The organism is Ramlibacter sp., assembly GCF_036676645.1.
Lineage (GTDB): Bacteria > Pseudomonadota > Gammaproteobacteria > Burkholderiales > Burkholderiaceae_C > Ramlibacter.
In genome coordinates this window covers 43,288-63,667 of sequence record NZ_JAKFCM010000090.1, presented here as the reverse complement: position 1 = coordinate 63,667, position 20,380 = coordinate 43,288, and the positions used below count along the sequence as shown (strand labels likewise).

The 20,380-nt window shown below is 67.5% G+C and carries 31 protein-coding genes; 25 read left to right on the top strand and 6 right to left on the bottom strand.

Annotated elements, in window-relative coordinates; all coding sequences use genetic code 11:
* The 13 genes from V6M57_RS13420 to V6M57_RS13360 form a co-directional block, all read left to right on the top strand.
* On the top strand, positions 1-441 hold a 441-nt coding region (locus tag V6M57_RS13420; protein ID WP_332815501.1), incomplete at its 5' end, for a hypothetical protein.
* A 144-nt stretch (positions 442-585) separates the two neighbouring features.
* Positions 586-1,284, top strand: coding sequence for an alpha/beta fold hydrolase (locus V6M57_RS13415; RefSeq protein WP_332815500.1), 699 nt, complete (start codon positions 586-588; stop codon positions 1,282-1,284).
* Between the two features lie 47 nt (positions 1,285-1,331).
* Entirely contained in the window at positions 1,332-1,589 is a 258-nt protein-coding gene (locus V6M57_RS13410; protein ID WP_332815499.1) for a GDCCVxC domain-containing (seleno)protein, read from the top strand.
* Between the two features lie 18 nt (positions 1,590-1,607).
* Positions 1,608-2,135: a GrpB family protein gene (locus tag V6M57_RS13405; protein ID WP_332815498.1), complete on the top strand. Its 528-nt coding sequence runs from the start codon at positions 1,608-1,610 to the stop codon at positions 2,133-2,135.
* Between the two features lie 219 nt (positions 2,136-2,354).
* Entirely contained in the window at positions 2,355-2,642 is a 288-nt protein-coding gene (locus tag V6M57_RS13400; RefSeq protein WP_332815497.1) for a DUF1330 domain-containing protein, read from the top strand.
* 82 nt (positions 2,643-2,724) lie between these two features.
* Positions 2,725-2,979: a hypothetical protein gene (locus V6M57_RS13395; protein WP_332815496.1), complete on the top strand. Its 255-nt coding sequence runs from the start codon at positions 2,725-2,727 to the stop codon at positions 2,977-2,979.
* A gap of 111 nt (positions 2,980-3,090) precedes the next feature.
* Positions 3,091-3,498 carry an MAPEG family protein gene (locus V6M57_RS13390; RefSeq protein WP_332815495.1) on the top strand — a complete coding sequence of 136 codons (408 nt, stop codon included), beginning with the start codon at positions 3,091-3,093 and terminating at the stop codon, positions 3,496-3,498.
* Positions 3,499-3,585: 87 nt separating this feature from the next.
* The gene (locus V6M57_RS13385) at positions 3,586-3,855 is read left to right on the top strand and encodes a hypothetical protein (protein ID WP_332815494.1); all 270 of its coding nucleotides are present in this window, start codon (positions 3,586-3,588) and stop codon (positions 3,853-3,855) included.
* Between the two features lie 20 nt (positions 3,856-3,875).
* Positions 3,876-4,520: a glutathione S-transferase family protein gene (locus tag V6M57_RS13380; protein ID WP_332815493.1), complete on the top strand. Its 645-nt coding sequence runs from the start codon at positions 3,876-3,878 to the stop codon at positions 4,518-4,520.
* A gap of 151 nt (positions 4,521-4,671) precedes the next feature.
* Positions 4,672-5,121 (top strand): SRPBCC family protein, encoded by a 450-nt coding sequence (locus tag V6M57_RS13375; protein ID WP_332815492.1) that lies wholly within the window; start codon positions 4,672-4,674, stop codon positions 5,119-5,121.
* Between the two features lie 13 nt (positions 5,122-5,134).
* On the top strand, positions 5,135-5,560 hold the full coding sequence (locus V6M57_RS13370) for a VOC family protein (RefSeq protein ID WP_332815491.1): 426 nt from the start codon (positions 5,135-5,137) through the stop codon (positions 5,558-5,560).
* A 75-nt stretch (positions 5,561-5,635) separates the two neighbouring features.
* Positions 5,636-6,040 (top strand): nuclear transport factor 2 family protein, encoded by a 405-nt coding sequence (locus tag V6M57_RS13365; RefSeq protein ID WP_332815490.1) that lies wholly within the window; start codon positions 5,636-5,638, stop codon positions 6,038-6,040.
* Positions 6,041-6,066: 26 nt separating this feature from the next.
* A complete protein-coding gene (locus tag V6M57_RS13360; RefSeq protein WP_332815489.1) occupies positions 6,067-6,516 on the top strand; it encodes a CopD family protein in 450 nt (149 codons plus the stop codon).
* 13 nt (positions 6,517-6,529) lie between these two features.
* Here the strand turns inward: V6M57_RS13360 and V6M57_RS13355 are convergent, their stop codons facing one another.
* Positions 6,530-7,438 (bottom strand): LysR substrate-binding domain-containing protein, encoded by a 909-nt coding sequence (locus tag V6M57_RS13355; protein ID WP_332815488.1) that lies wholly within the window; start codon positions 7,436-7,438, stop codon positions 6,530-6,532.
* A 93-nt stretch (positions 7,439-7,531) separates the two neighbouring features.
* On the opposite strand from V6M57_RS13355, the gene V6M57_RS13350 reads away from it, so the two are divergent.
* The 10 genes from V6M57_RS13350 to V6M57_RS13305 all read left to right on the top strand — a co-directional run bounded on the left by V6M57_RS13350 (position 7,532) and on the right by V6M57_RS13305 (position 14,833).
* Positions 7,532-8,221, top strand: a complete 690-nt coding sequence (locus V6M57_RS13350; RefSeq protein ID WP_332815487.1) for a substrate-binding domain-containing protein — start codon at positions 7,532-7,534, stop codon at positions 8,219-8,221.
* A gap of 31 nt (positions 8,222-8,252) precedes the next feature.
* A complete protein-coding gene (locus tag V6M57_RS13345; protein WP_332815486.1) occupies positions 8,253-9,281 on the top strand; it encodes an amidohydrolase family protein in 1,029 nt (342 codons plus the stop codon).
* Between the two features lie 134 nt (positions 9,282-9,415).
* Positions 9,416-10,099: a 4-carboxy-4-hydroxy-2-oxoadipate aldolase/oxaloacetate decarboxylase gene (ligK, locus tag V6M57_RS13340; protein ID WP_332815485.1), complete on the top strand. Its 684-nt coding sequence runs from the start codon at positions 9,416-9,418 to the stop codon at positions 10,097-10,099.
* A gap of 124 nt (positions 10,100-10,223) precedes the next feature.
* The gene (locus tag V6M57_RS13335; protein ID WP_332815484.1) at positions 10,224-11,147 is read left to right on the top strand and encodes an amidohydrolase family protein; all 924 of its coding nucleotides are present in this window, start codon (positions 10,224-10,226) and stop codon (positions 11,145-11,147) included.
* A 2-nt stretch (positions 11,148-11,149) separates the two neighbouring features.
* Positions 11,150-11,539 (top strand): protocatechuate 4,5-dioxygenase subunit alpha, encoded by a 390-nt coding sequence (gene ligA / locus V6M57_RS13330; RefSeq protein WP_332815483.1) that lies wholly within the window; start codon positions 11,150-11,152, stop codon positions 11,537-11,539.
* Complete coding sequence (locus V6M57_RS13325) at positions 11,540-12,397, top strand: class III extradiol dioxygenase subunit beta (RefSeq protein WP_332815482.1); 858 nt, start codon at positions 11,540-11,542, stop codon at positions 12,395-12,397.
* Positions 12,394-13,347 (top strand): Gfo/Idh/MocA family oxidoreductase, encoded by a 954-nt coding sequence (locus V6M57_RS13320; protein ID WP_332815481.1) that lies wholly within the window; start codon positions 12,394-12,396, stop codon positions 13,345-13,347. The genes V6M57_RS13325 and V6M57_RS13320 overlap by 4 nt, the downstream gene beginning before the upstream one ends.
* Positions 13,348-13,398: 51 nt before the next feature.
* The gene (locus tag V6M57_RS13315) at positions 13,399-13,956 is read left to right on the top strand and encodes a DUF1439 domain-containing protein (RefSeq protein WP_332815480.1); all 558 of its coding nucleotides are present in this window, start codon (positions 13,399-13,401) and stop codon (positions 13,954-13,956) included.
* A 192-nt stretch (positions 13,957-14,148) separates the two neighbouring features.
* Positions 14,149-14,475, top strand: a complete 327-nt coding sequence (locus tag V6M57_RS13310; protein ID WP_332815479.1) for a hypothetical protein — start codon at positions 14,149-14,151, stop codon at positions 14,473-14,475.
* A 145-nt stretch (positions 14,476-14,620) separates the two neighbouring features.
* A complete protein-coding gene (locus tag V6M57_RS13305; RefSeq protein ID WP_332815478.1) occupies positions 14,621-14,833 on the top strand; it encodes a hypothetical protein in 213 nt (70 codons plus the stop codon).
* A 101-nt stretch (positions 14,834-14,934) separates the two neighbouring features.
* Here the strand turns inward: V6M57_RS13305 and V6M57_RS13300 are convergent, their stop codons facing one another.
* A complete protein-coding gene (locus V6M57_RS13300; RefSeq protein WP_332815477.1) occupies positions 14,935-15,468 on the bottom strand; it encodes a hypothetical protein in 534 nt (177 codons plus the stop codon).
* 182 nt (positions 15,469-15,650) lie between these two features.
* Between V6M57_RS13300 and V6M57_RS13295 the strand changes: the two genes are divergently transcribed.
* Entirely contained in the window at positions 15,651-16,658 is a 1,008-nt protein-coding gene (locus tag V6M57_RS13295) for an aldo/keto reductase (RefSeq protein ID WP_332815476.1), read from the top strand.
* 3 nt (positions 16,659-16,661) lie between these two features.
* Here V6M57_RS13295 and V6M57_RS13290 read toward each other — a convergent pair whose 3' ends face one another.
* The 4 genes from V6M57_RS13290 to V6M57_RS13275 all read right to left on the bottom strand — a co-directional run bounded on the left by V6M57_RS13290 (position 16,662) and on the right by V6M57_RS13275 (position 19,813).
* Positions 16,662-17,045, bottom strand: coding sequence for a hypothetical protein (locus V6M57_RS13290; RefSeq protein ID WP_332815475.1), 384 nt, complete (start codon positions 17,043-17,045; stop codon positions 16,662-16,664).
* Between the two features lie 282 nt (positions 17,046-17,327).
* A complete protein-coding gene (locus V6M57_RS13285; RefSeq protein ID WP_332815474.1) occupies positions 17,328-17,870 on the bottom strand; it encodes a VOC family protein in 543 nt (180 codons plus the stop codon).
* 42 nt (positions 17,871-17,912) lie between these two features.
* A complete protein-coding gene (locus V6M57_RS13280; RefSeq protein ID WP_332815473.1) occupies positions 17,913-18,143 on the bottom strand; it encodes a DUF2783 domain-containing protein in 231 nt (76 codons plus the stop codon).
* Positions 18,144-18,154: 11 nt separating this feature from the next.
* Complete coding sequence (locus tag V6M57_RS13275; RefSeq protein ID WP_332815472.1) at positions 18,155-19,813, bottom strand: FAD-dependent oxidoreductase; 1,659 nt, start codon at positions 19,811-19,813, stop codon at positions 18,155-18,157.
* Positions 19,814-20,009: 196 nt separating this feature from the next.
* Between V6M57_RS13275 and V6M57_RS13270 the strand changes: the two genes are divergently transcribed.
* Positions 20,010-20,375, top strand: coding sequence for a protocatechuate 4,5-dioxygenase subunit alpha (locus V6M57_RS13270; RefSeq protein WP_332815471.1), 366 nt, complete (start codon positions 20,010-20,012; stop codon positions 20,373-20,375).
* Positions 20,376-20,380: the final 5 nt, after the last annotated feature.

The following is a 20,380-nucleotide window of genomic DNA, read 5'->3' as shown; positions in this document are numbered from 1 at the left end:
ACGTTAGAGCTCATGACAGTCGGCGACGTTGAGCGAGAGATTCTTGAAGCCTTCGATTTTGTGCCGAAGCCCACGCGGACAGCGCTCATTTCGCACCAGTGCTGCGAATGTGAGGAGCTTGCGGAAGATCTGTCTTCGTACCAGGCATCAGAGATTCCAGATGAAGTATTTTCAAAGCACGTCTGGGATCTTCCGCTCCTGTCGGACGAAGGGAAGCATTACTACCTTCAGGCCTGGTTGCTTCGTGGGCTGAAGGCCGATGGTGAGAGCGCCATTGATGCTGTCGTCTTTGCACTGGACTCCGATCACCGCTGGTCGCCGAAGCCGCCGTACACGTCCGAAGAGTGGTTGGCGGTGGACCGTTGGCTCGCCCACATTGCCGTGGACACCAAAGGGCTGGAAGAGGACATCGAACGCGTCAGGGGGAAGCTGCCGAAATGAGCTCTAACAGGTTGTTCGACACTGGTGAGCTTACGCCTCGCTGCGCAATGCCGCCGCGTGCCGGTCAACTCCGACGTAAGCCGCACATAGCCGCCATTGAAGCCCTTTCGTACACTTGGCGTACCCCAATACAAAGGAGGCAGCATGGCCACATTCGTCCTTGTACACGGCGCCTGGCACGGCGCTTGGGTCTGGCCTCGCGTTGCAAGGCTCCTCAGGAGCAAAGGGCACGAAGTCTTCACCCCCACTCTCACGGGAGTCGGCGAGCGGTCGCATCTCGCAGGGCTCGAGATCAACTTGAGCCTGCACATTCAGGATGTCTGCAATGTCTTGCGGTGGGAGGACCTCCACGACGTCATTCTTTGCGGTCACTCGTATGGCGGCGCTGTCGTTCGCGGCGTTGCCGACGCCATGCATGACCGGATTCGTTCGATTGTCTACGCCGATGCCTTCATCCTCGAAGACGGCGAAGCACTCTGGGACCATGTTGAGCCGAAGCGTCCTTACTTCATACAAGGCGCAGGCGAGCATGCCGGTCGGACCAAGCCGATCCCAAGTGAAGATTTCCAGGTGAACGCAGCCGATCTAGCATGGGTGAAGTCCAAGGTAGTTCCCATGTCGCTTGCTTGCTTTGTGGAGCGAATCCGCTTGACGGGGAATCACCGCAAGGTTGGCAAGCAGACCTACATCTACGCGGACGGGTGGAGTCCTTCCCCCTTCACCAAATTCTTCGAGAAGTTGTCCGGCTCACCCGGCTGGAGCGTTCACCGCACCCACACCGGGCACCACGCGATGCTCGATAACCCTGAAGAGTTCGCCAGTCTGCTACTGGGCAGCGCGTGAGAACTTGGGTACGCGCCGGTCTACTCTGCGTTAAACCGTAGAGACAGATGCAGCCCACCACGATCCTCGAATCAAGGCTGACTTGCCCGCACTGCGGCTTCACCTCGATCGAGGTCATGCCGACGGATTCCTGCGTGTACTTCCACAGATGTGCGGGGTGCCAGGCCGTGCTTACGCCCAAGGCAGGAGATTGCTGCGTGTTCTGCTCCTACGGTTCCGTACAGTGTCCGCCCATCCAGGAAGACCGCGGATGCTGTTCAAAGCGCGGCGCATTGCCGTTGGGTGCAGGTCAGCTGCGGCGTTAGGCCGTACGAGGCAACGCCGTGGATGACGCCCCGATCGAGATCGTCGAGTACGACCCGAGATGGGTCGAGGCGTTCCAACTTGAACGGGAAGTCCTCTCTGACGCTCTGGCCCCGTGGCTTGTTGGCATACCCGAGCACATTGGAAGCACTGCGGTTCCGGGTCTTGCCGCAAAACCGATCATTGACATCATGGCCCCAGTGAGATCCCTGGAGGGCTCCCGGGCCGCCGTTGCCGCAGCAGCGGGTGCCGGCTACGTCTTTTTTCCATACCGTGCCGAGGTGATGCACTGGTTCTGCAAGCCATCTCCCTCGGTGCGGACGCATCATCTTCATTTGGTGCCAATGGGAAGTCATCTCTGGAATGAAAGGCTGGCGTTCCGAGACGCTCTGCGCATCGATGAAGATCTTCGAACGGAGTATCGGAGCCTCAAGCTTGCGTTGGCAGCCAGGTATCGCCACGATCGTGATGGCTACACGGATGCCAAGGCGCCCTTCATTCATCGAGTTCTCGAGCGCGCAGCGGCAGGTGGTGCTGATGCGACTTGACAGGTCGTTCGACGCGGACATGCAGCGGCCTTGCGCCGCGAGGCGTCCGCTTCGCAGCGCAATTCCGCTTAGCGCCTTTCCGAAGCGGGACCGTATGACAGCGCAGTCGCGGCGACGTTTTCGTGGCACTCTGTCGTGCGCATGGATCGCCGGTCAACTCCAGGCTGCTCTATGGTCGCTTCTACGTCAATCCTCTCTCTTTAACCGGGAACATGTTCCATGAGCTACGCCTATCTGATCGGCCAAGTCACGATAAAGCGCCCAGAGATGTGGGCCGAGTACACGAAGCAGGTGCCCGGCACCTTGGTCCCATGGGGCGCCGAGCTCGTTTTCCGGGGAAAGCAGGTCGCGGTGCTGGCTGGCGAGAATTCGCACCCCGACGTCGTCGTCATCCGGTTCCCCAATGTTGCAGCAGTGAATCAGTGGTTTTCGTCGGCCGCCTACCAATCGCTGATTCCTCTGCGCGAGCAGGCGGCGGACGTAGTCTTGCTTTCCTACGAAACCTAGCCGTGCTGCATGCCGGGGGACCTACTCGCCCAAGCCTGGCCCGCACGGCGGGGATGGCGTAGCGCCGGACGGTAGATAGCGCATGACCAGGCGGCGCAAGGTCATCCTGTGGCTTGGCCTTTGCCTGTCGCTGGCGGGTGCTGCCTATGCGGGCCTGGGCTTCGTCTACTTTGCGTGGCTCGAGGGGTTGCACCAGTGGCCCGCCGGCAGGGCGGGCGTCTTCGCAGTTGGCGCCCTGGCTCTCGGCGTTCTTTGTGCAGGCCTGTTCAGTTATTGTCTGGTTTCGCTGGTCAGGAGTGCGCTTCGTGAAAAATCGGAGAACCAAGCTGCCATCTGACAGGCCCTTCGACACGGACCCGCGCGCGGGCGTCCGTTCGCTTCGCGCCCTCGCCGCAATGCGAAGGGTTCCTCACGAGGCGACGCAATCCGCCAAAGCAGGTGTCGCGACATGAATACCTCGGCCCTCATCCTTGCGCTGTTCATCTCGTGGACGCTGGCTCTCCTCGTGCTCATGGAAGTCTTGCGCAGCTATCGCGTCCTCACAGGCAAGTCGCGGTCGAACGAGTTCAACCCGGAGAACTCCAATCTGTCGCCGTTCATGCAACGGCTGGCCCGGGCGCATGCCAACTGTCTCGAAGGGCTTCCGGTTTTCGGCAGCCTCCTGCTGCTGGCGCTGGTCACCGGAAGAACCGGGATTACGGACCCGCTGGCGCCCTGGCTCCTGGTTGCACGCGTCGTCCAGTCCAGCATCCATCTCGCGTCGCTCAGCGTGATGGCGGTGAATGCGCGCTTCACTGCGTTTGCCGTACAAGTGGCAATTGCCATCTATTGGGCATGGGCGTTGGTAGCGGGATAGGGCTGCCGGGGAACGTGCCCTGGCTCCCTCGATTTCTCCTGCCGCTACGATGCCGCAAGCAATGTGGAATCTCCGCCGGAGGCCGCAATGGATGAAGACCTGGACACCTTCTCGCGTGAGCAACTGATCGGGGAGATCAGGAAGCTGCGGAACGCGATCCGCGCCCACCGGGATGCCACCGGCCAGGCGCTGTGCTGGCATCATCCGGGCCTCTGGTCGCTGCTGCCCGAGAAAGTGTCGCCTTCGCTGGAAGTGCCGGATTGGCCCCAGTTCATGCAAGGCTGCGTCAGGTATCGGCGGTCGCTCGACGAGCAGCTTCCGCAGGCCAGGCGGACAACCGACGAGTTCGAAGGCTGAAGGACCGCTTGCCGCCCTCCATGAAGCTCTACGCCCACCCCTTCTCGTCCTACAGCCAGAAGGTGCTGGTCGCCTTGTACGAGAACGCCACCCCTTTCGACTACCGCAACCTCGAAGAGGCCGCGGCCAAGGCTGAACTCGCCGAGCTCTGGCCGCTGGCGCGGTTTCCGGTGCTGCAGGACCAGGGGCGCACCGTCCTCGAGAGCAGCACGATCATCGAGTACCTGCAAGCCCACCATCCGGGTCCCGTTCGCCTGATCCCGGCCGGCGATGCCGGCATCGAGGCCCGGATGCTCGACCGGGTCTTCGACAACTACGTGATGACGCCGATGCAGAAGATCGTGCTCGACCGGCTGCGGGCCGAGCCCGACCGCGATGCCTGGGGCGTGGCCGAGGCGCGGGGCTTGCTCGACAGGATCTACGCATGGCTCGACGCACGCCTGGCCGGTCGCGCCTGGGCCGCCGGCGATTCGTTCACGCTGGCCGATTGCGCAGCGGCGCCTTCGCTCTTCTATGCCGACTGGGCCCATCCGATCCCGCACTCGCGCACCCACCTCAGGGCCTACCGTGCGCGCCTGCTGGCCCATCCGTCGGTGAGGCGGGCCGTGGACGAGGCGCGCCCCTTCCGTGCCTACTTTCCGCTCGGGGCGCCGGACCGCGACTGAAGGTCGCCGAGTCCCGCGCCATGCGCGGGGCAGGCCTTGTACAGTGCATGCCAGCAGGAACGACCGCCCCCCGCCACGGGGCTGTCGAATCCGGGCGCGGTCGATCGTCGTGCCGGTAGAGGGCCACCCTCCGCATCGAAAAGGATTCGCCATGCCAGCCACCCATGTGATTCGTCTCCACCGCGTGCTCAAGGCCCCGCCCGAGCGCGTGTACCGCGCCTTCCTCGACCCGGACGCCCTGGGCAAGTGGCTCCCACCCGATGGCTTCACCGGCAAGGTGCATCACCTGGAGCCGAAGGTGGGCGGGACCTACCGGATGTCGTTCACCAACTTCACGAACGGCCACAGCCATTCCTTCGGCGGCACGTACCTGGAGCTGCGGCCGAACGAACGCATCGTCCACACGGATGTCTTCGACGATCCGAACCTGCCGGGCGAGATGCAGGTGACGATCTCGTTCAAGGCCGTCTCCTGTGGAACGGAGCTCGATGTGGTCCAGGAGGGCGTCCCGGCCGTCATTCCGGCGGAGGCCTGCCACCTGGGGTGGCAGGAGTCGCTGGCGCTGCTCGCCCGGCTGGTCGAGCCGGAGATCAGGGAGTAGGGGAGCAAGGCCCATGCATCCACGCATCACCGTCCTCACGCTGGCCGTGGACGACCTCGACCGCGCGGTCGCGTTCTACCGGGACGGGCTCGGCTTCGCCACCCAGGGCATCGTCGGCCGGGAGTTCGAGAACGGTGCGGTCGCGTTCTTCGACCTCGAGCATGGCCTCAAGCTGGCCCTGTGGCCGCGCCGCAGCCTCGCGGCCGACACCGGCCTTGCGCCCCAGCCGCGCAGCGCGCTGGAGATGTCCATCGGCCACAACGTCGCCTCGCGCGAGGAGGTGCACCAGGTCATGGCCCGGGCCGCCCAGGCCGGCGCCCGGATCGTCAAGCCGGCCCAGGAGACGTTTTACGGCGGTTTCGCCGGCTACTTCCAGGACCTCGACGGCCACCTGTGGGAAGTCGTCTTCAATCCCGGCTTCGATCCACCTGGCCCGTAGCCTTCGGTCACCTGCCATGAGGCTGGCGCAACGCAGTCGGACTTGCCACACTGCAGGCTTCGAAGGAGCAGCGCCATGAGCAACCCGACCGTGGAAGCCACCCCCGAACTGCTGCAGGCGTTCGCCGACGCCTGGAACCGGCACGACATCGACGCGCTCATGTCCTTCATGGCGCCGGATGGCGTGTTCGAGGCGTCGGCGGGGCCGGACGCGTGCGGCACGCGCTGCCAGGGCGAGCGTGCCGTGCGCGCCGGCTTCGCCGAAGTCTGGGCCACGTACCCGGACGCGCACTGGGGCAACGCGCGCCACTTCGTGTGCGGTGACCGCGGCGTGTCGGAGTGGACGTTCACGGGCACCCGCGCCGATGGCACCCGGGTCGAAGTGAATGGCTGCGATCTCTTCACCTTCCGCGACGGCCGGATCGCGCTGAAGAATTCCTATCGCAAGAACCGCCCGCCGCTGCCGCCGGCGACGACCTGAGGGGCCCAGCCCCTACACTCGGCAGGATGCTTCGCCAAGTCCTGCTGTTCCTCCACTTCGCCAGTGCCATGGTCTGGGTGGGCGGAATGGTTTTCGCCTATTTCTGCCTTCGTCCCGCCGCCGTCCAGGTGCTGGAGCCGCCGCAGCGCCTGACGCTGTGGGCCCGCACGTTCGGCCGGTTCTTCCCGCTGGTCGGCGTGGCCGTCGCCCTGATCCTCCTGAGCGGCTTCACCTTGCTGCTGCAGGTGGGCTTCGCGGCGGCGCCGGTCGGCTGGCACCTCATGATGACGCTGGGGCTGCTGATGACGGGCGTGTACGCCTACATCGTGCTGGTGCCCTATACCGCGCTGCAGCGCTATTGCGAAGCGGCGGCCTGGCCGGCGGCCGCCGGGGCCCTGAACCGCATCCGCCAGCTGGTGGCCGTCAACCTGGTGCTGGCGGCACTCACCGTCGTCGCGGCGGTGGCGGCGCGCTGATCGACCTGGGCGCTCAGCGCCCCACCACTTCCGGCACGATCCTGCGGATCAGGTCCAGCGTGGCCTTCTGCGCCGGCGTGCCGGGCCGCTGCAGGCTGGTGGCCAGCGACAGCGCGATGCGCAGCGGCGGCTCGCCGATGCGCTGCGCCGTGTAGGCCGATGGCCGAGGCGAGTTGAGCAGGGCGTTGCGCGACAGGATGGCGCAGCCGGCGCCGTCGAGCACCAGGTCCAGGATGGCGGTGACGCCGTCGATCTCCAGCGCCACGTTGGGCTTGCAGCCGATGGCGGCCATGGCCGATTCCACGTGCATGCGGATCGCGTTCGGCCGGCTGGGGATCACCAGCGGCATCCGGGCCACTTCTCGCAGTTCCACCGGGCCGGGTGGCGGATCTTCGTGCAGGCCGCGCGGGCGCGGGCGCACCAGCAGCAGGTCCTCGTCCAGCAGCGGCGTGACGTCGATTTCGCGCGAGGGCTGCGGGTTGTACAGCACGGCGATGTCGAGCCGGCCGCTGGCCAGCCCCTCCAGCAAGCCGGTGGACAGGGCTTCGCTGATCGACAGCCGGGCATCCGGCATGGCCTCGCGGAAGGCGCGCGTCAGCGGCACCGCCAGCACGCGCGCCACGCTGCTGGGAAGACCCAGCGAGACGCGGCCGGCCAGCCCGCCGCGCAGGCGGCCCAGGTCGTCGCGGGCGCGCTGCACCTGGTGCAGGATGCCGCGGCCGTGCTCCATCAGCACCATGCCGGCCTCGGTGGGCACGGCGCCGCGGCCGTTGCGCACCAGCAGGTTCTGGCGCAACTCCACTTCCAGCAGGCGCACCTGCCGGCTCAGCGCCGGCTGGGCCACGCCCAGTTCGACGGCGGCACGGGTGAAGCTGCCGAGCTCGGCGACGCGGACGAAGTATTCGAGCTGCCTGAGGTCCATGGGAATAGCTTTCCGCCAATTATGCTGAATTGCTATAGCTGCTAGTCGCGGTGCGGGCTGTTGGCGGCAGGGGGGGCTGACCACAATCGCGGCATGAACGCAGCGATCCGGGGAATCTCGTCCATGGCCACGCGCCAGGTGCTGGCCGAGCTCGCCCGGGCGTGGACCGGGCGTTCCGGCGTACCGGTGGAAATCGAGTCGGTCGGTGGGGTGGATGCAGCGCGCCGCGTCGCGGCCGGCGAGCCCTTCGACGTGGTCTTCCTGGCGGCCGATGCCATCGACAAGCTGGCCGCCAACGGTCACGCCGTCGCTGGCAGCCGGGTCGACCTGGTGCGCTCGGGCGTGGCGGTCGCCGTCAAGCGGGGAGCCCCGCGGCCGGACCTGTCCAGCGAGCCAGCCGTCCGGCAGGCGGTGCTGGCTGCACCCACGATCGGCTATTCCACCGGCCCCAGCGGCACGGCGCTGCTGAAACTGTTCGAGCGCTGGGGCATTGCGCAGCAGGTGCAGCCGCGCACCGTGCAGGCGCCGGCCGGCGTGCCGGTCGGCTCGCTCGTGGCCCGGGGCGAAGTGGCGCTCGGTTTCCAGCAGCTGAGCGAACTGATGCACCTGGACGGCATCGAGGTGGTCGGGCCGCTGCCCGCGCCCATCCACATCACCACGGTCTTTTCCGGCGCGGTCTGCGCGGCCTCCGGCCGGCCGGGCGCCGTGCGCGAGCTGCTGGCCTTCATGGCCTCGGCCGACACCGCCGGCATCAAGCGCGCCTGCGGCATGGACGCGGCCTGACCCGAACACGATTTCCCAGGAGACAGAACGCATGATCATCGACTGCCACGGCCACTACACCACCGCGCCCAAGGCGCTGGAGACCTGGCGCAACCAGCAGATCGCCGGCATCAAGGACCCGTCGGCGAAGCCCCGTGTGTCCGACCTGAAGATCGGCGACGACGACATCCGCGAGTCGATCGCCAACAACCAGCTGCGCCTGATGAAGGAACGCGGCAACGACCTGACGCTGTTCTCGCCGCGCGCCAGCTTCATGGCGCACCACATCGGCGACTTCGAGGTCTCCAGCACCTGGGCCGCCATCTGCAACGAGCTGTGCTTCCGCGTGTCGCAGCTGTTCCCGGAGCACTTCGTGCCGGTGGCCATGCTGCCGCAGTCGCCGGGCGTGGACCCGAAGACCTGCATCCCGGAGATGGAGAAGTGCATCCGGGACTACGGGGCGGTGGGCATCAACCTGAACCCGGACCCCTCGGGCGGCCACTGGAAGGAGCCGCCGCTGACCGACAAGTGGTGGTACCCCATCTACGAGAAGATGGTGGAGCACGACGTGCCCGCGATGATCCATGTCAGCACCAGCTGCAATGCCTGCTTCCACACCACGGGGGCGCACTACATCAACGCCGACACCACGGCGTTCATGCAGCTGATCCAGGGCGACCTGTTCAAGGACTTCCCGACGCTGCGCTTCATCGTCCCGCACGGCGGCGGCGCCGTTCCCTACCACTGGGGCCGCTACCGCGGGCTGGCGCAGGAGCTGAAGAAGCCGCTGCTGGACACGCACGTGATGGACAACGTGTTCTTCGACACCTGCGTGTACCACCAGCCGGGCATCGACCTGCTCAACACGGTGATCCCGGTGAAGAACGTGCTGTTCGCCAGCGAGATGATCGGCGCGGTGCGCGGCATCGACCCGACCACCGGCCACTACTACGACGACACCAAGCGCTACATCGACGCGTCGACCCTGCTGTCGGCGCAGGACAAGCAGGCGATCTTCGAAGGCAACACGCGGCGGGTGTTCCCGCGGCTGGACAAGCTGCTGAAGGCGCGCGGGCAGTAGCAGACTCATGAGGTGTCATGCCGGGCTTGACCCGGCATCCATCGCCGGTTGCTTGCGAAGGCACGGAGATGGATTGCGGGTCAAGCCCGCAATGACAGGCCATATGGCGTGACGAGCAAGCAGGAGAGACCGAGATGCATGAACTAGGCGTCGTCTACCGCAACATCCAGCGGGCCGATCCGGAAGCCGCCGACAAGCTGGGCCACTACGGCTCGGCCACGGTGCACGAAGCCATGGGCCGCGTCGGCCTGATGGCCACCTACCTGCGGCCGATCTATGCCGGCGCGCAGGTGTCCGGCACGGCCGTGACCGTGCTGCTGCAGCCCGGCGACAACTGGATGATGCACGTGGCGGCCGAGCAGATCCGGCCCGGCGACATCGTGGTGGCGGCCGTCACCGCCCCCTGCACCGACGGCTACTTCGGCGACCTGCTGGCCACCTCGTTCAAGGCGCGCGGGGCGCGCGCACTGGTGATCGACGCCGGCGTGCGCGACATCCGGACCCTGGCCGAGATGCCCTTCCCGGTGTGGAGCAAGGCGATCAGCTCCAAGGGAACGATCAAGGCCACGCTGGGCTCGGTGAACATCCCGGTGGTGTGTGCCGGCATGATCGTCCATCCCGGCGACGTGATCGTGGCCGACGACGACGGGGTGGTGGTGGTGCCTGCCGCGATGGCGCGCAAGACCCTGGACGCCGCCGCCGCGCGCGAGGCCAACGAAGTCGCCAAGCGCGCCCGGTTTGCCTCGGGCGAGTTGGGGCTGGACATGTACAAGATGCGCGAGCCGCTGGAGAAGGCGGGGCTGAAGTACATCGATTGAATCACCCCGGAACGTTGTCATTGCGGGCTCGACCCGCAATCCATCTCCCGACCCGTGTTCACGCGCAGGAGATGGATACCGGGTCAAGCCCGGCATGACACGGCCTTGGGAGCAACCCACCACCATGGAATTCACCAAGACCCCCGGCTGGCTGGACTGGTATGCCAACCCCAGCAAGCCCCAGTTCCGGCTGCCCCCCGGCAGCGTGGACGCGCACTGCCACGTGTTCGGCCCGGGCGCCGAGTTCCCGTATGCCCCCGAGCGCAAGTACACCCCCTGCGACGCCGGCAAGCACCAGTTGTTCGCGCTGCGCGACCACCTGGGCTTCGACCGGAACGTCATCGTGCAGGCCACCTGCCACGGCGCCGACAACCGCGCCCTGGTCGACGCGCTGAAGGCCTCCGCCGGCAGGGCGCGGGGCGTGGCCACGGTCCGGCGCAGCGTCACCGACCGCGAGCTGGAGGAGATGAACGCCGCCGGCGTGCGCGGCGTGCGCTTCAACTTCGTCAAGCGTCTGGTCGACTTCACCCCGCGCGACGAGCTGATGGAGATCGCAAGCCGCATCGCGCCGCTGGGCTGGCACGTGGTGATCTACTTCGAGGCGGTGGACCTGCCCGAGCTGTGGAACTTCTTCACCCGCCTGCCGACCACGGTGGTGGTGGACCACATGGGTCGCCCCGACGTGGGCCAGCCGGTCGACGGCCCCGAGTTCGAGCTGTTCCTGAAGTTCATGCGCGAACATGCCAACGTCTGGAGCAAGGTGAGCTGCCCCGAGCGGCTGTCGGTCAGCGGCCCCCCGGCGCTGCAGGGCGAGCGCAACGCCTACCGCGACGTGGTGCCGTTCGCCCGCAAGGTGGTCGAGAGCTTCCCCGACCGCGTGCTGTGGGGCACGGACTGGCCGCACCCCAACCTGAAGAACCACATGCCCGACGACGGACTGCTGGTGGACTTCATCCCGCACATCGCCACCACGCCCGAACTGCAGCGCAAGCTGCTGGTGGACAACCCGACCCGGCTGTACTGGCCCGAACGCTCCCAAGGAGGTTGACCATGCCCCTCGACAAACCCTACAAGGACGTGCCCGGCACGACCATCTTCGACGCCGACCAGAGCCGCAAGGGCTACTGGCTCAACCAGTTCTGCATGTCGCTGATGAAGGCCGACAACCGCGAGCGCTTCAAGGCCGACGAGCGCGCCTACCTGGACGAGTGGGCGATGACCGAGGAGCAGAAGCAGGCCGTGCTGGCGCGCGACCTGAACCGCTGCATCGCGCTGGGCGGCAACATCTACTTCCTGGCCAAGATCGGCGCCACCGACGGCAAGAGCTTCCAGCAGATGGCCGGCTCCATGACCGGCATGACGGAGGAGCAGTACCGCGACATGATGGTCGCCGGCGGCCGCTCGCCGGAAGGCAACCGCACCATCGGGGAGAAAAAATAAATGGCTCGCATCACCGCATCCGTCTACACCTCGCACGTGCCGGCCATCGGCGCCGCGATGGACCTGGGCAAGGACCAGGAGCCGTACTGGCAGAAGGTGTTCGCCGGCTACGAGCCCTCGCGCGAGTGGATCAAGGCCAACAAGCCGGACGTCGTGTTCCTGGTCTACAACGACCACGCCAACGCCTTCAGCCTGGACATCATCCCGACCTTCGCCATCGGCACCGCGGCCGAGTTCCCGATCGCCGACGAAGGCTGGGGCCCGCGACCGGTGCCCAGGGTGGAAGGCCACCCGGAGCTGGCCTCGCACATCGCGCAGTCGGTGATCCAGCAGGACTTCGACCTCACCATCGTCAACCGGATGGACGTGGACCACGGCCTGACGGTGCCGCTGTCGCTGATGTGCGGCCAGCCGCAGGCCTGGCCGTTCAAGGTCATCCCCTTTGCCGTCAACGTGGTGCAGTACCCCGTGCCCAGCGGCAAGCGTTGCTTCATGCTGGGGCAGGCGATCCGCAAGGCGATCGAGAGCTTCGACGACAACCTGAACGTGCAGATCTGGGGCACCGGCGGCATGAGCCACCAGCTGCAGGGCCCGCGCGCCGGCCTGATCAACAAGGAATGGGACAACCAGTTCCTGGATCGCTTGATCGACGACCCGAAAGGCCTGGCCGAGGTGCCGCACATCGAGTACGTGCGCGAAGCCGGCAGCGAAGGCATCGAGCTGGTGATGTGGCTGATCGCGCGCGGTGCCATGGCCGATGTCGCCGGCGGCGGCAAGCCGAAGGTGAAGCACCGCTTCTACCATGTGCCCGCATCGAACACCGCCGTCGGGCACCTGATCCTGGAGAACCAAGCATGAGCAAGACCCTCCGCATCGCCCTGGCCGGCGCCGGCGCCTTCGGCCAGAAGCACCTGGACGCCCTGAAGCTGATCGACGGCGTGCAGGTCACCTCGGTGATCGGCCGTGAGCTGGACAAGACGAAGGAAGTGGCTGCGAAGTACGGCATCGGCCATGTGACCACCCGCCTGGACGAGAGCCTGGCGCGCGCCGACGTCGACGCCGTCATCCTGTGCACGCCCACCCAGATGCACGCGGCGCAGTCGATCGCCTGCCTGCAGGCCGGCAAGCACGTGCAGGTCGAGATTCCGCTGTGCGACAGGCTGGAGGACGGCCGTGCGGTGGTCCAGTTGCAGCAGAAGACCGGCCTGGTCGCGATGTGCGGCCACACCCGCCGCTTCAACCCCAGCCACCAGTTCGTCCACCGGCGCATCCGGGCCGGCGAGTTCCGCATCCAGCAGATGGACGTGCAGACCTACTTCTTCCGCCGCACCAACATGAACGCGCTGGGCCAGCCGCGCAGCTGGACCGACCACCTGCTGTGGCACCACGCCGCCCATACGGTGGACCTGTTCCAGTACCAGACCGGCAGCCCGGTGGTGAAGGCCAATGCGATCCAGGGGCCCATCCACCCCGAGCTGAAGATCGCGATGGACATGAGCATCCAGCTCAAGGCCGGGAACGGCGCCATCTGCACGCTGAGCCTGTCGTTCAACAACGAGGGCCCGCTGGGCACCTTCTTCCGCTACATCGGCGACACCGCTACCTACATCGCGCGCTACGACGACCTGTTCAACGGCAAGGACGAGAAGATCGACGTGTCCAAGGTGGACGTGTCCATGAACGGCATCGAGCTGCAGGACCGCGAGTTCGTCGCCGCCATCCGGGAAGGACGCGAGCCGAATGCGAGCGTGGCGAAAGTGCTGCCGTGCTACGAGGTGCTGCACCAGCTGGAGCAGCAGCTGTCCTGATCGAGGCGGGCGGTCGCCCGATCGCCTGAACGGCGGCGGAGAATGGGCGCGATGAACCGTCGCCTGATTCTCGCGAACCTCGCCGGCTTTCCCTTCGGCCGGTTGCTGGCCCAGGACGAGGCACCCCGGCCGCGCCACCGGATCTCCGCGGGCCAGCTGCACAAGATGCTGTCGGCGCGCTTCCCGGTGCGGCTCGGCGTGGCGGGACTGCTCCAGCTGCAGGTCAGCGCCCCGCGCCTGCTGCTGCTGCCCTCGCGCAACCGGCTGGGCGCCGCGTTGCTGGCACAGGCGGATGGCCTGCCGGACGGACAGCTTCCCCCCGGCGAGATGGACCTCGTGTTCGCCCTGCGCTACGAGGCCACCGACCAGACCGTGCGGGCCCACGGCGCGCAGGTCCTGGACGTGCGCTGGCCGGGCCTGCCGCGCGATGCCGTGGAATTCGTGCAGGGCCTGGTGCCCGCGCTGGCGGCCCAGGTGGGCGAGATCGTGCTGCACCGGTTCTCCCCGGGTGAACTCGCCTTGCCGGACACCATGGGCTTCGAGCCCGAGGAACTCAAGGTCCACGACGACGGGCTGGAAGTGATCTTCGGTCCCAAGCGGCGCAGGTGAACGCCACGGCATCCGAGCCGACAACATGCGTGTTTTGACGGGCCGGCCGGATCATGGACCTGCGCCAGCTGCCCGTAACTTCGTGATGCCGAAGAGGCCGGCGATTGACAAGGTGGCCCGCAGTGTGCCTTGCAACGGTACGGGGGATGGTCATACTGGCCGCTCAAGCCTCGACCGACGCAGGAGGTCCCCATGTGCTACCTGGCTCGTCATCAGAAAGCAATGGAGGAGGGCGCGATCACCCGGCCGGGGGATGCCGGCCAGCACCGCCCCCGCTGGGCTGGAGCGGGCGCAGCCGCCCTGGTGGCAGGCCTGGCCGTCGCCGCGCTCTTCGTGCCACCGGCCGCTCCCCCGGTTTCGGCCGACGAATCGCAGGCGGTCGCCGCGACGGTCGTCTCCACCTTCGCTCCGGCACCGGTGGTCGAACAGATTTCGATCACCACGACGCTGGACGATGGCAGCCCGGCCGCCGACGACAGCGCGAAGTCGGCAGGCGGCTCCTGCGCCCACGAGCTGTAGCCTTGCGAGCCGGCGGCCGCCGGCTGCCGCGCCCACGGATACGTCGGCGCCTGCCTGTCAAGTGGAAGCGGCAGGGCAATGCCTGAGTGAGGGTATCTGCATCTTTTTGCGCACGATCGGGCGCGAAAACCGGACAATGCGGGCCATGGCAAAGAGAGACAGCACCTCGGCCGCCGCCGAGCAGGACATCCACATCATCATCGAGGACGAGAAGGAACTCACCCCCAAGGAACTGGCGCAGGAGCGCAAGGCCGCGCTGGAGGAGCAGAAGCGCCTCAACTGGCTGTCGCAGACGGCCGAGGAACTCGCCCGGCGAATTCCCGTGTCCGTGTTCGCCATGGGCCAGCAGGCATCCTGACAACGCCCCGGAAACCAGGAACGCTGCCGCCGATTCTTCCGTGACGACGACGAAAAAGGGGGCCGGGCGGCCCCCTTTTCTTGCTGGGTGCGTGGCGTGACCTAGCGGCCGTCGCGGTCCGAATCGCCCGGCATGGCGCGCTCGGCGGCATTCTTCACGCGGTCCCAGGCGTCGCGCGAGGCATGGCGGGCGCGTTCCCACTCCAGCGTGGAGCTGCCGCGCGAGGTGCCCCAGTCACGGCTCAGGTCCGGCTCCACCTCGTCGAAGCTGCGGTCGGGGTAGCGCGTGTAGCCTTCGACGCCATGGCGGTAAGCCGGGCCGTAGTCATCGTAGGTCGAGCCGCTGGCGATGTACGGCCGGCTGGCGTAATTGTCGCGCCAGTACTTGTCCTCGGCAGCGGGGTCGACCGCCTTGGCAATGCCCTTGCCGGCCAGTGCGCCGGCCACGGCCCCCGCCGCGGCACCGACCGCGGCCCCCACCGGCCCGGTCATGCCGCCGATGGCGGCGCCGGCCGCCGTGCCACCGGCCACTCCGCCGGCTGCGCCGCCCAGCACCGCTCCGGTGCCGGTCGCGGCCTTGTGCTTGTCGGTGCCCTGGCCCTTGGCCATCGGCTTGTCGCTGCGATCTTCCTTCATGAAGCGCTCCTTGGTTGGAATCGTCGAGGACCCACGATAAGCCGAGCGCTTGCGCCAGGGCAGACCCGATCCGCCCATCGGCCTGCCAGCGCGCGCCGACCGTGCTGTCAGCCATGCCGCACGTCGACCTGCGAGGCTGCACTTAGGATGCACCTTTTGCTTCCCACGACTTGACGAACGCCATGCAAACACGACTCCTGGGTCCCTTCACCGTCTCCGCCATCGGCCTCGGCTGCATGAACCTCAGCCACGCCTACGGCACCCCGCCGTCGCCCGAACAGGGCGAGCGGGTGCTGCTGGCGGCGCTGGATGCGGGCGTCACGCTGTTCGACACCGCGGCGCTGTACGGTTTCGGCGCCAACGAAACGCTGCTCGGGCGCGTGCTCAGGCCGCATCGCAGCCGCTTCACGCTGGCCAGCAAGGGCGGCATGGCCGGGGTGGCCGGCGAGGACGGCGTGGTGCGGCGCGTGATCGACGGCCGGCCGGAGGCGATCCGCAGGAACTGCGAAGACAGCCTGCGCCGCCTGCAGACCGACGTGATCGACCTCTGGTACCTGCACCGCTGGGACCGGAAGGTGCCGATCGAGGAGAGCGTGGGCGCGATGAGCCGGTTGGTGGAGCAGGGCAAGGTGCGCGCGCTGGGCCTGTCGGAGGTTTCGGCGGCGACGCTGCGCAAGGCGCACGCGGTGCACCCGATCACGGCGCTGCAGACCGAGTATTCGCTGTGGACCCGCAACCCGGAAATCGCGGTGCTGGATGCGTGCCGGGAGCTGGGCGTCGCCTTCGTGGCGTTCAGCCCGGTGGGCCGTGGCTTCCTGTGCGACGCGGTGCACGACGTCGGCGCACTCGATGCCAAGGACATCCGCCGCGCCATGCCCCGCTTCGAGCCGGAGGCGTTTGCCCGCAACCGGGAACTGCTGCCCGGCTACAAGGCGCTGGCACGCGAGGCCGGCTGCACGCCGGCGCAGCTGGCGCTGGCCTGGTTGCTGCACAAGGGCCGCGACATCATCCCGATCCCCGGCACCACGAGCGTCGAGCACCTGCGCGAGGACCTGGGGGCAGGGGCGGTGAAGCTGGACGCCGGACTGGTCGGGCGGCTGGAGGCCCACGTCAACCAGCAGACCGTCAGCGGCAACCGCTACGGCGTGCAGTCGCGCTCGGAAGTGGACACCGAGGAGTTCGCCGGATAGCCCTCAGGCACGCACGGCCGGCTGATGCCGGCGGCGCCACCAGGAGACGACCCCGGCAAAGGCCGCGGTGACGAGCAGCAGCAGGAAGGCGCCCACCGCCCAGGTGATCCAGATCAGCACCGGCATGGCGCTGGCGGCCCAGCCGGTGACCGAATCCATGGCCGGGGCGGCGCGCTCCAGCCAGGGGCCTATCGTTTCCAGCCACTGCCGCCAGGCGTCGCCGAACCAGGGCTCCAGCGCCGGGGGCAGCTGGAGCGTGGGCAGGCGGTTGACCGCCACGTCCCAGCTGACGTCCGCCAGTGCCGTCCACAGCGCGTGCACGCCCCACAGGGTGAGGCTCCACAGCACCAGGGCCAGCAGGCCCAGGATCCAGACGGCGGCGAACATGGTTCCACTCCTGTAGCGTGACTGGAAGTGGATTGTCGTGCGGCGCAGGGGTTCCGGGGCGGGATGCACCGCTTTTGTCATCGCGGCGAACGCCGGGATCCATCTCCCGCCGCTCGCATGCGCACCGGCTTGCCGCGGGCGGGAGATGGATTGCGGCTCGGGGCCGCAATGACAGGCCTTGGGGCCGCAATGACAGCTGGCGCCGTAATGACAGGGCTGGCGCCGTAATGACAGGGCTGGCGCCGTAATGACAGGGCTGGCGCCGCAAGGACGCGATAGCCCTCAGGCGGGGGTCGCGAATTCCTTCTCGTGCATCCAGGCCGCGTGCTTCGGGGCGCGCTTGGTGCGGGCCCACTCCTCGACCATCTCGTACTTGACCTCGTCCAGCCGCTTGTACATGTCCGGCGTGCCGGTGTTGACGGCCAGTTCCAGCCGGTGGCCGTTGGGGTCGAAGAAGTAGATCGACTGGAAGATGGTGTGGTCGGTGATGCCGATCACCGGGATGCCGTTGGCTTCGAGCCGGGCCTTGGCCGCCTCCAGCTCTTCCATGCTGTCGATCTCGAAGGCGATGTGCTGCACCCAGTTGGGCGTGTTCGGGTCGCGGCCCATGGGCGGCGAGTTGGGGATCTCGAAGAACGCCATGACGTTGCCGTTGCCGGCGTCCATGAACAGGTGCATGTACGGGTCGGGGTCGCGCGTGGACGGCACCTGGTCCTCGGCGATGGCCAGGACCAGCTTCATGTTGAGGTTCTTCTCGTACCACTCGACGGTTTCCCTGGCGTCGTTGCAGCGGTAGGCGACGTGGTGGATCTTGCGGATGGGCATGGGTGTTGTCTCCTTCTCTGGGGGGGGTGGGGGTGGGTTGGATCAGGCGTCCAGTCCCTTGCGGGCGAGGGCGAAGGCCTCGCGCAGCACGGACAGGTTGCCGATGTGGTTGCACAGCAGCAGCAGCAGGCGGGCGTTGAGCTGCTCGCTCTGCTCGTCGCTGAGGTCGCGGTGGGCGTCGATCAGCGCTTCGTAGAAGTCGTCGCCCGGGCTGAAGTCGCGGAAGTAGCGCTTGCCCGGTTCGGCGATGTTTGGGGCGAGTTGCAGCGGCATGGATCTTTCCTTCAGTCGTTGCAGGTGGCGCGGGCCACGGCGGCGCGCACGCGGGCGGCATCGAAGGTGCGCCAGCGCGCCGCCACGTGCTGGTCCGGGCGGATCAGGTAGACGGCACCGCCGCGCGCGTCGTAGCGGCGCGCCGCCAGCCCGGCCGGGTCGGCTGCCACCGTGAAATCCGGCAGCGCGCCGCCTTCGGGCGTGATGAGCAGTGGCAGGACCGGGATGGCGTCGTGCGCCAGTTCCGCCAGCTTGTCGCGCCAGCCGGGCGGCACTGCTTGCGCGGTGGGTGCGAACACCAGCAGGCGGAAACCCCGGCCGACCTGGTCCAGCAGCCAGCCGTCGCGCCCGTCCACGCGCAGCGGCGCGTCGTCCATGGGTGCGCCCGGGACCATCTGGCCTCCGAAGGCTTCCGTATCGGGCGTGTTCAGGCGCGATTCGGTCAGGAAGCTGGGCACCGACAGCCGCCCCGAGTTGACCAGCTGGCGCGCGAAGGCATGCTCGCGCGCCAGGTGCAGCACCGCGTTGCGGAAGGTCTTGCTGGCGCGGCTCTTGGGGGTGATGAAGTCGGTCGAGCGCGTGGAGTTCAGCAGGTTCTCGTCGGCGGCGTGGATGCGGTCCTGGCTGTAGCTGTCCAGCAGGCGATCGGGGGCCTGGCCGGCCATCACCAGCCGCAGCTTCCACATCAGGTCGTCGACGTCCTGGAAGCCGGAGTTGGCACCGCGCGCGCCGAACGGCGAGACCTGGTGCGCGGCATCGCCGACGAACAGCACGCGGTTCGCGCGGAAATCCTTCATGCGGCGGCACTGGAAGGTGTAGATGCTGACCCACTCCAGCTCGAAGGGTCGCTCGCCCAGCATGGCCTTCAGGCGCGGGATCACCTTCTCCGGTTTCTTCTCCTCCTCGGGGTCGGCGTCCCAGCCGAGCTGGAAGTCGATGCGCCAGACGTTGTCGGCCTGCTTGTGCAGCAGCACCGTCTGGTTCGGGTGGAAGGGCGGGTCGAACCACAGCCAGCGCTCCGCCGGGTAGTCGGCCTTCATCACCACGTCGGCGATCAGGAAGCGGTCCATGAAGATGCGGCCGTCCACCTCCAGCCCCAGCATGCGGCGGATCGGGCTGCGCGCGCCGTCGGCGGCGACCAGCCAGTCGGCTTCGATCGCGAACAGGCCGTCGGGCGTCTCCACCTGCAGGCGCACGTGGTCGCCGGCCGGCTGGATCGAGACCACCTTGTGCTTCCAGCGCAGGTCGGCGCCCAGCTCGACGGCGCGGGCGACCAGTGCCTCCTCCAGGTGGTACTGCTGCAGGTTGATCATGCCGGGGCGCTTGTGGCCGGGCTCCGGCACCAGGTCGAAACGGTAGACCTCCTCCTCGCCGAAGAAGGTGCGGCCGACGTTCCAGCCCACCCCCTTGTCGACCAGCGGATCACCCACGCCCAGGCGATCCAGGATCTCCAGCGCGCGCTTGGCGTAGCAGACCGCGCGCGAGCCGATCGACACGCTGTCGTCCTCGTCCAGCAGCAGCACCGGGATGCCCTGCAGGCGCGCGTCGATCGCGGCGGCCAGCCCCACCGGACCGGCCCCCACGACGATCAGGGGCCGCCGCTGCGGCGGCTCGGACCGCAGGTCCGTCGGGGGTCGGTAGGGAAAGCGCGGGTACGCGTAGGTTCCCATGCAGGCGTCTCCTGGTGGTGTCCGCACCGCCCGGCGGGTGCGGGTGGCAATTTACTATTGCGTAATGCGTTTCACTAATCGTAATCGCGGGAGAGTTGACTTACGTCAAGGTCGACGCCCGACTTGACCTGGATCAGAGCCCGCCGCGCAGGGCGGCGGAATAGTGGGCGGACGCCGCTCAACTCGCCTCCGCACCATGGACCGCTACCCACCCATCCCCGGCACCACCCTGTTCGACGGGCGCCAGGCCCGCAAGGGCTATGCGCTCAACCGCATGTGCTTTTCCTTCAACGAGGCTGCCAACCGCGAGGCCTTCCGCGCCGACGAATCCGGCTACATGCAGCGCTACGGGCTGGACGAGGGACAGGCCCGCGCGATCCGCGAGCGCGACGTGCCGGGCCTGCTGGCGGCCGGCGGCAACGTCTATTACCTGGCCAAGTTCGCCGGCATCCTGGGGCTGGACGTGCAGGACCTGGGCGCGGCGCAGACCGGCATGAGCAAGGACGAGTTCAAGGCCATGCTGGTGCGGGCCAACGAGCAGCCCGACACGCTTGCCAACTGACCGGG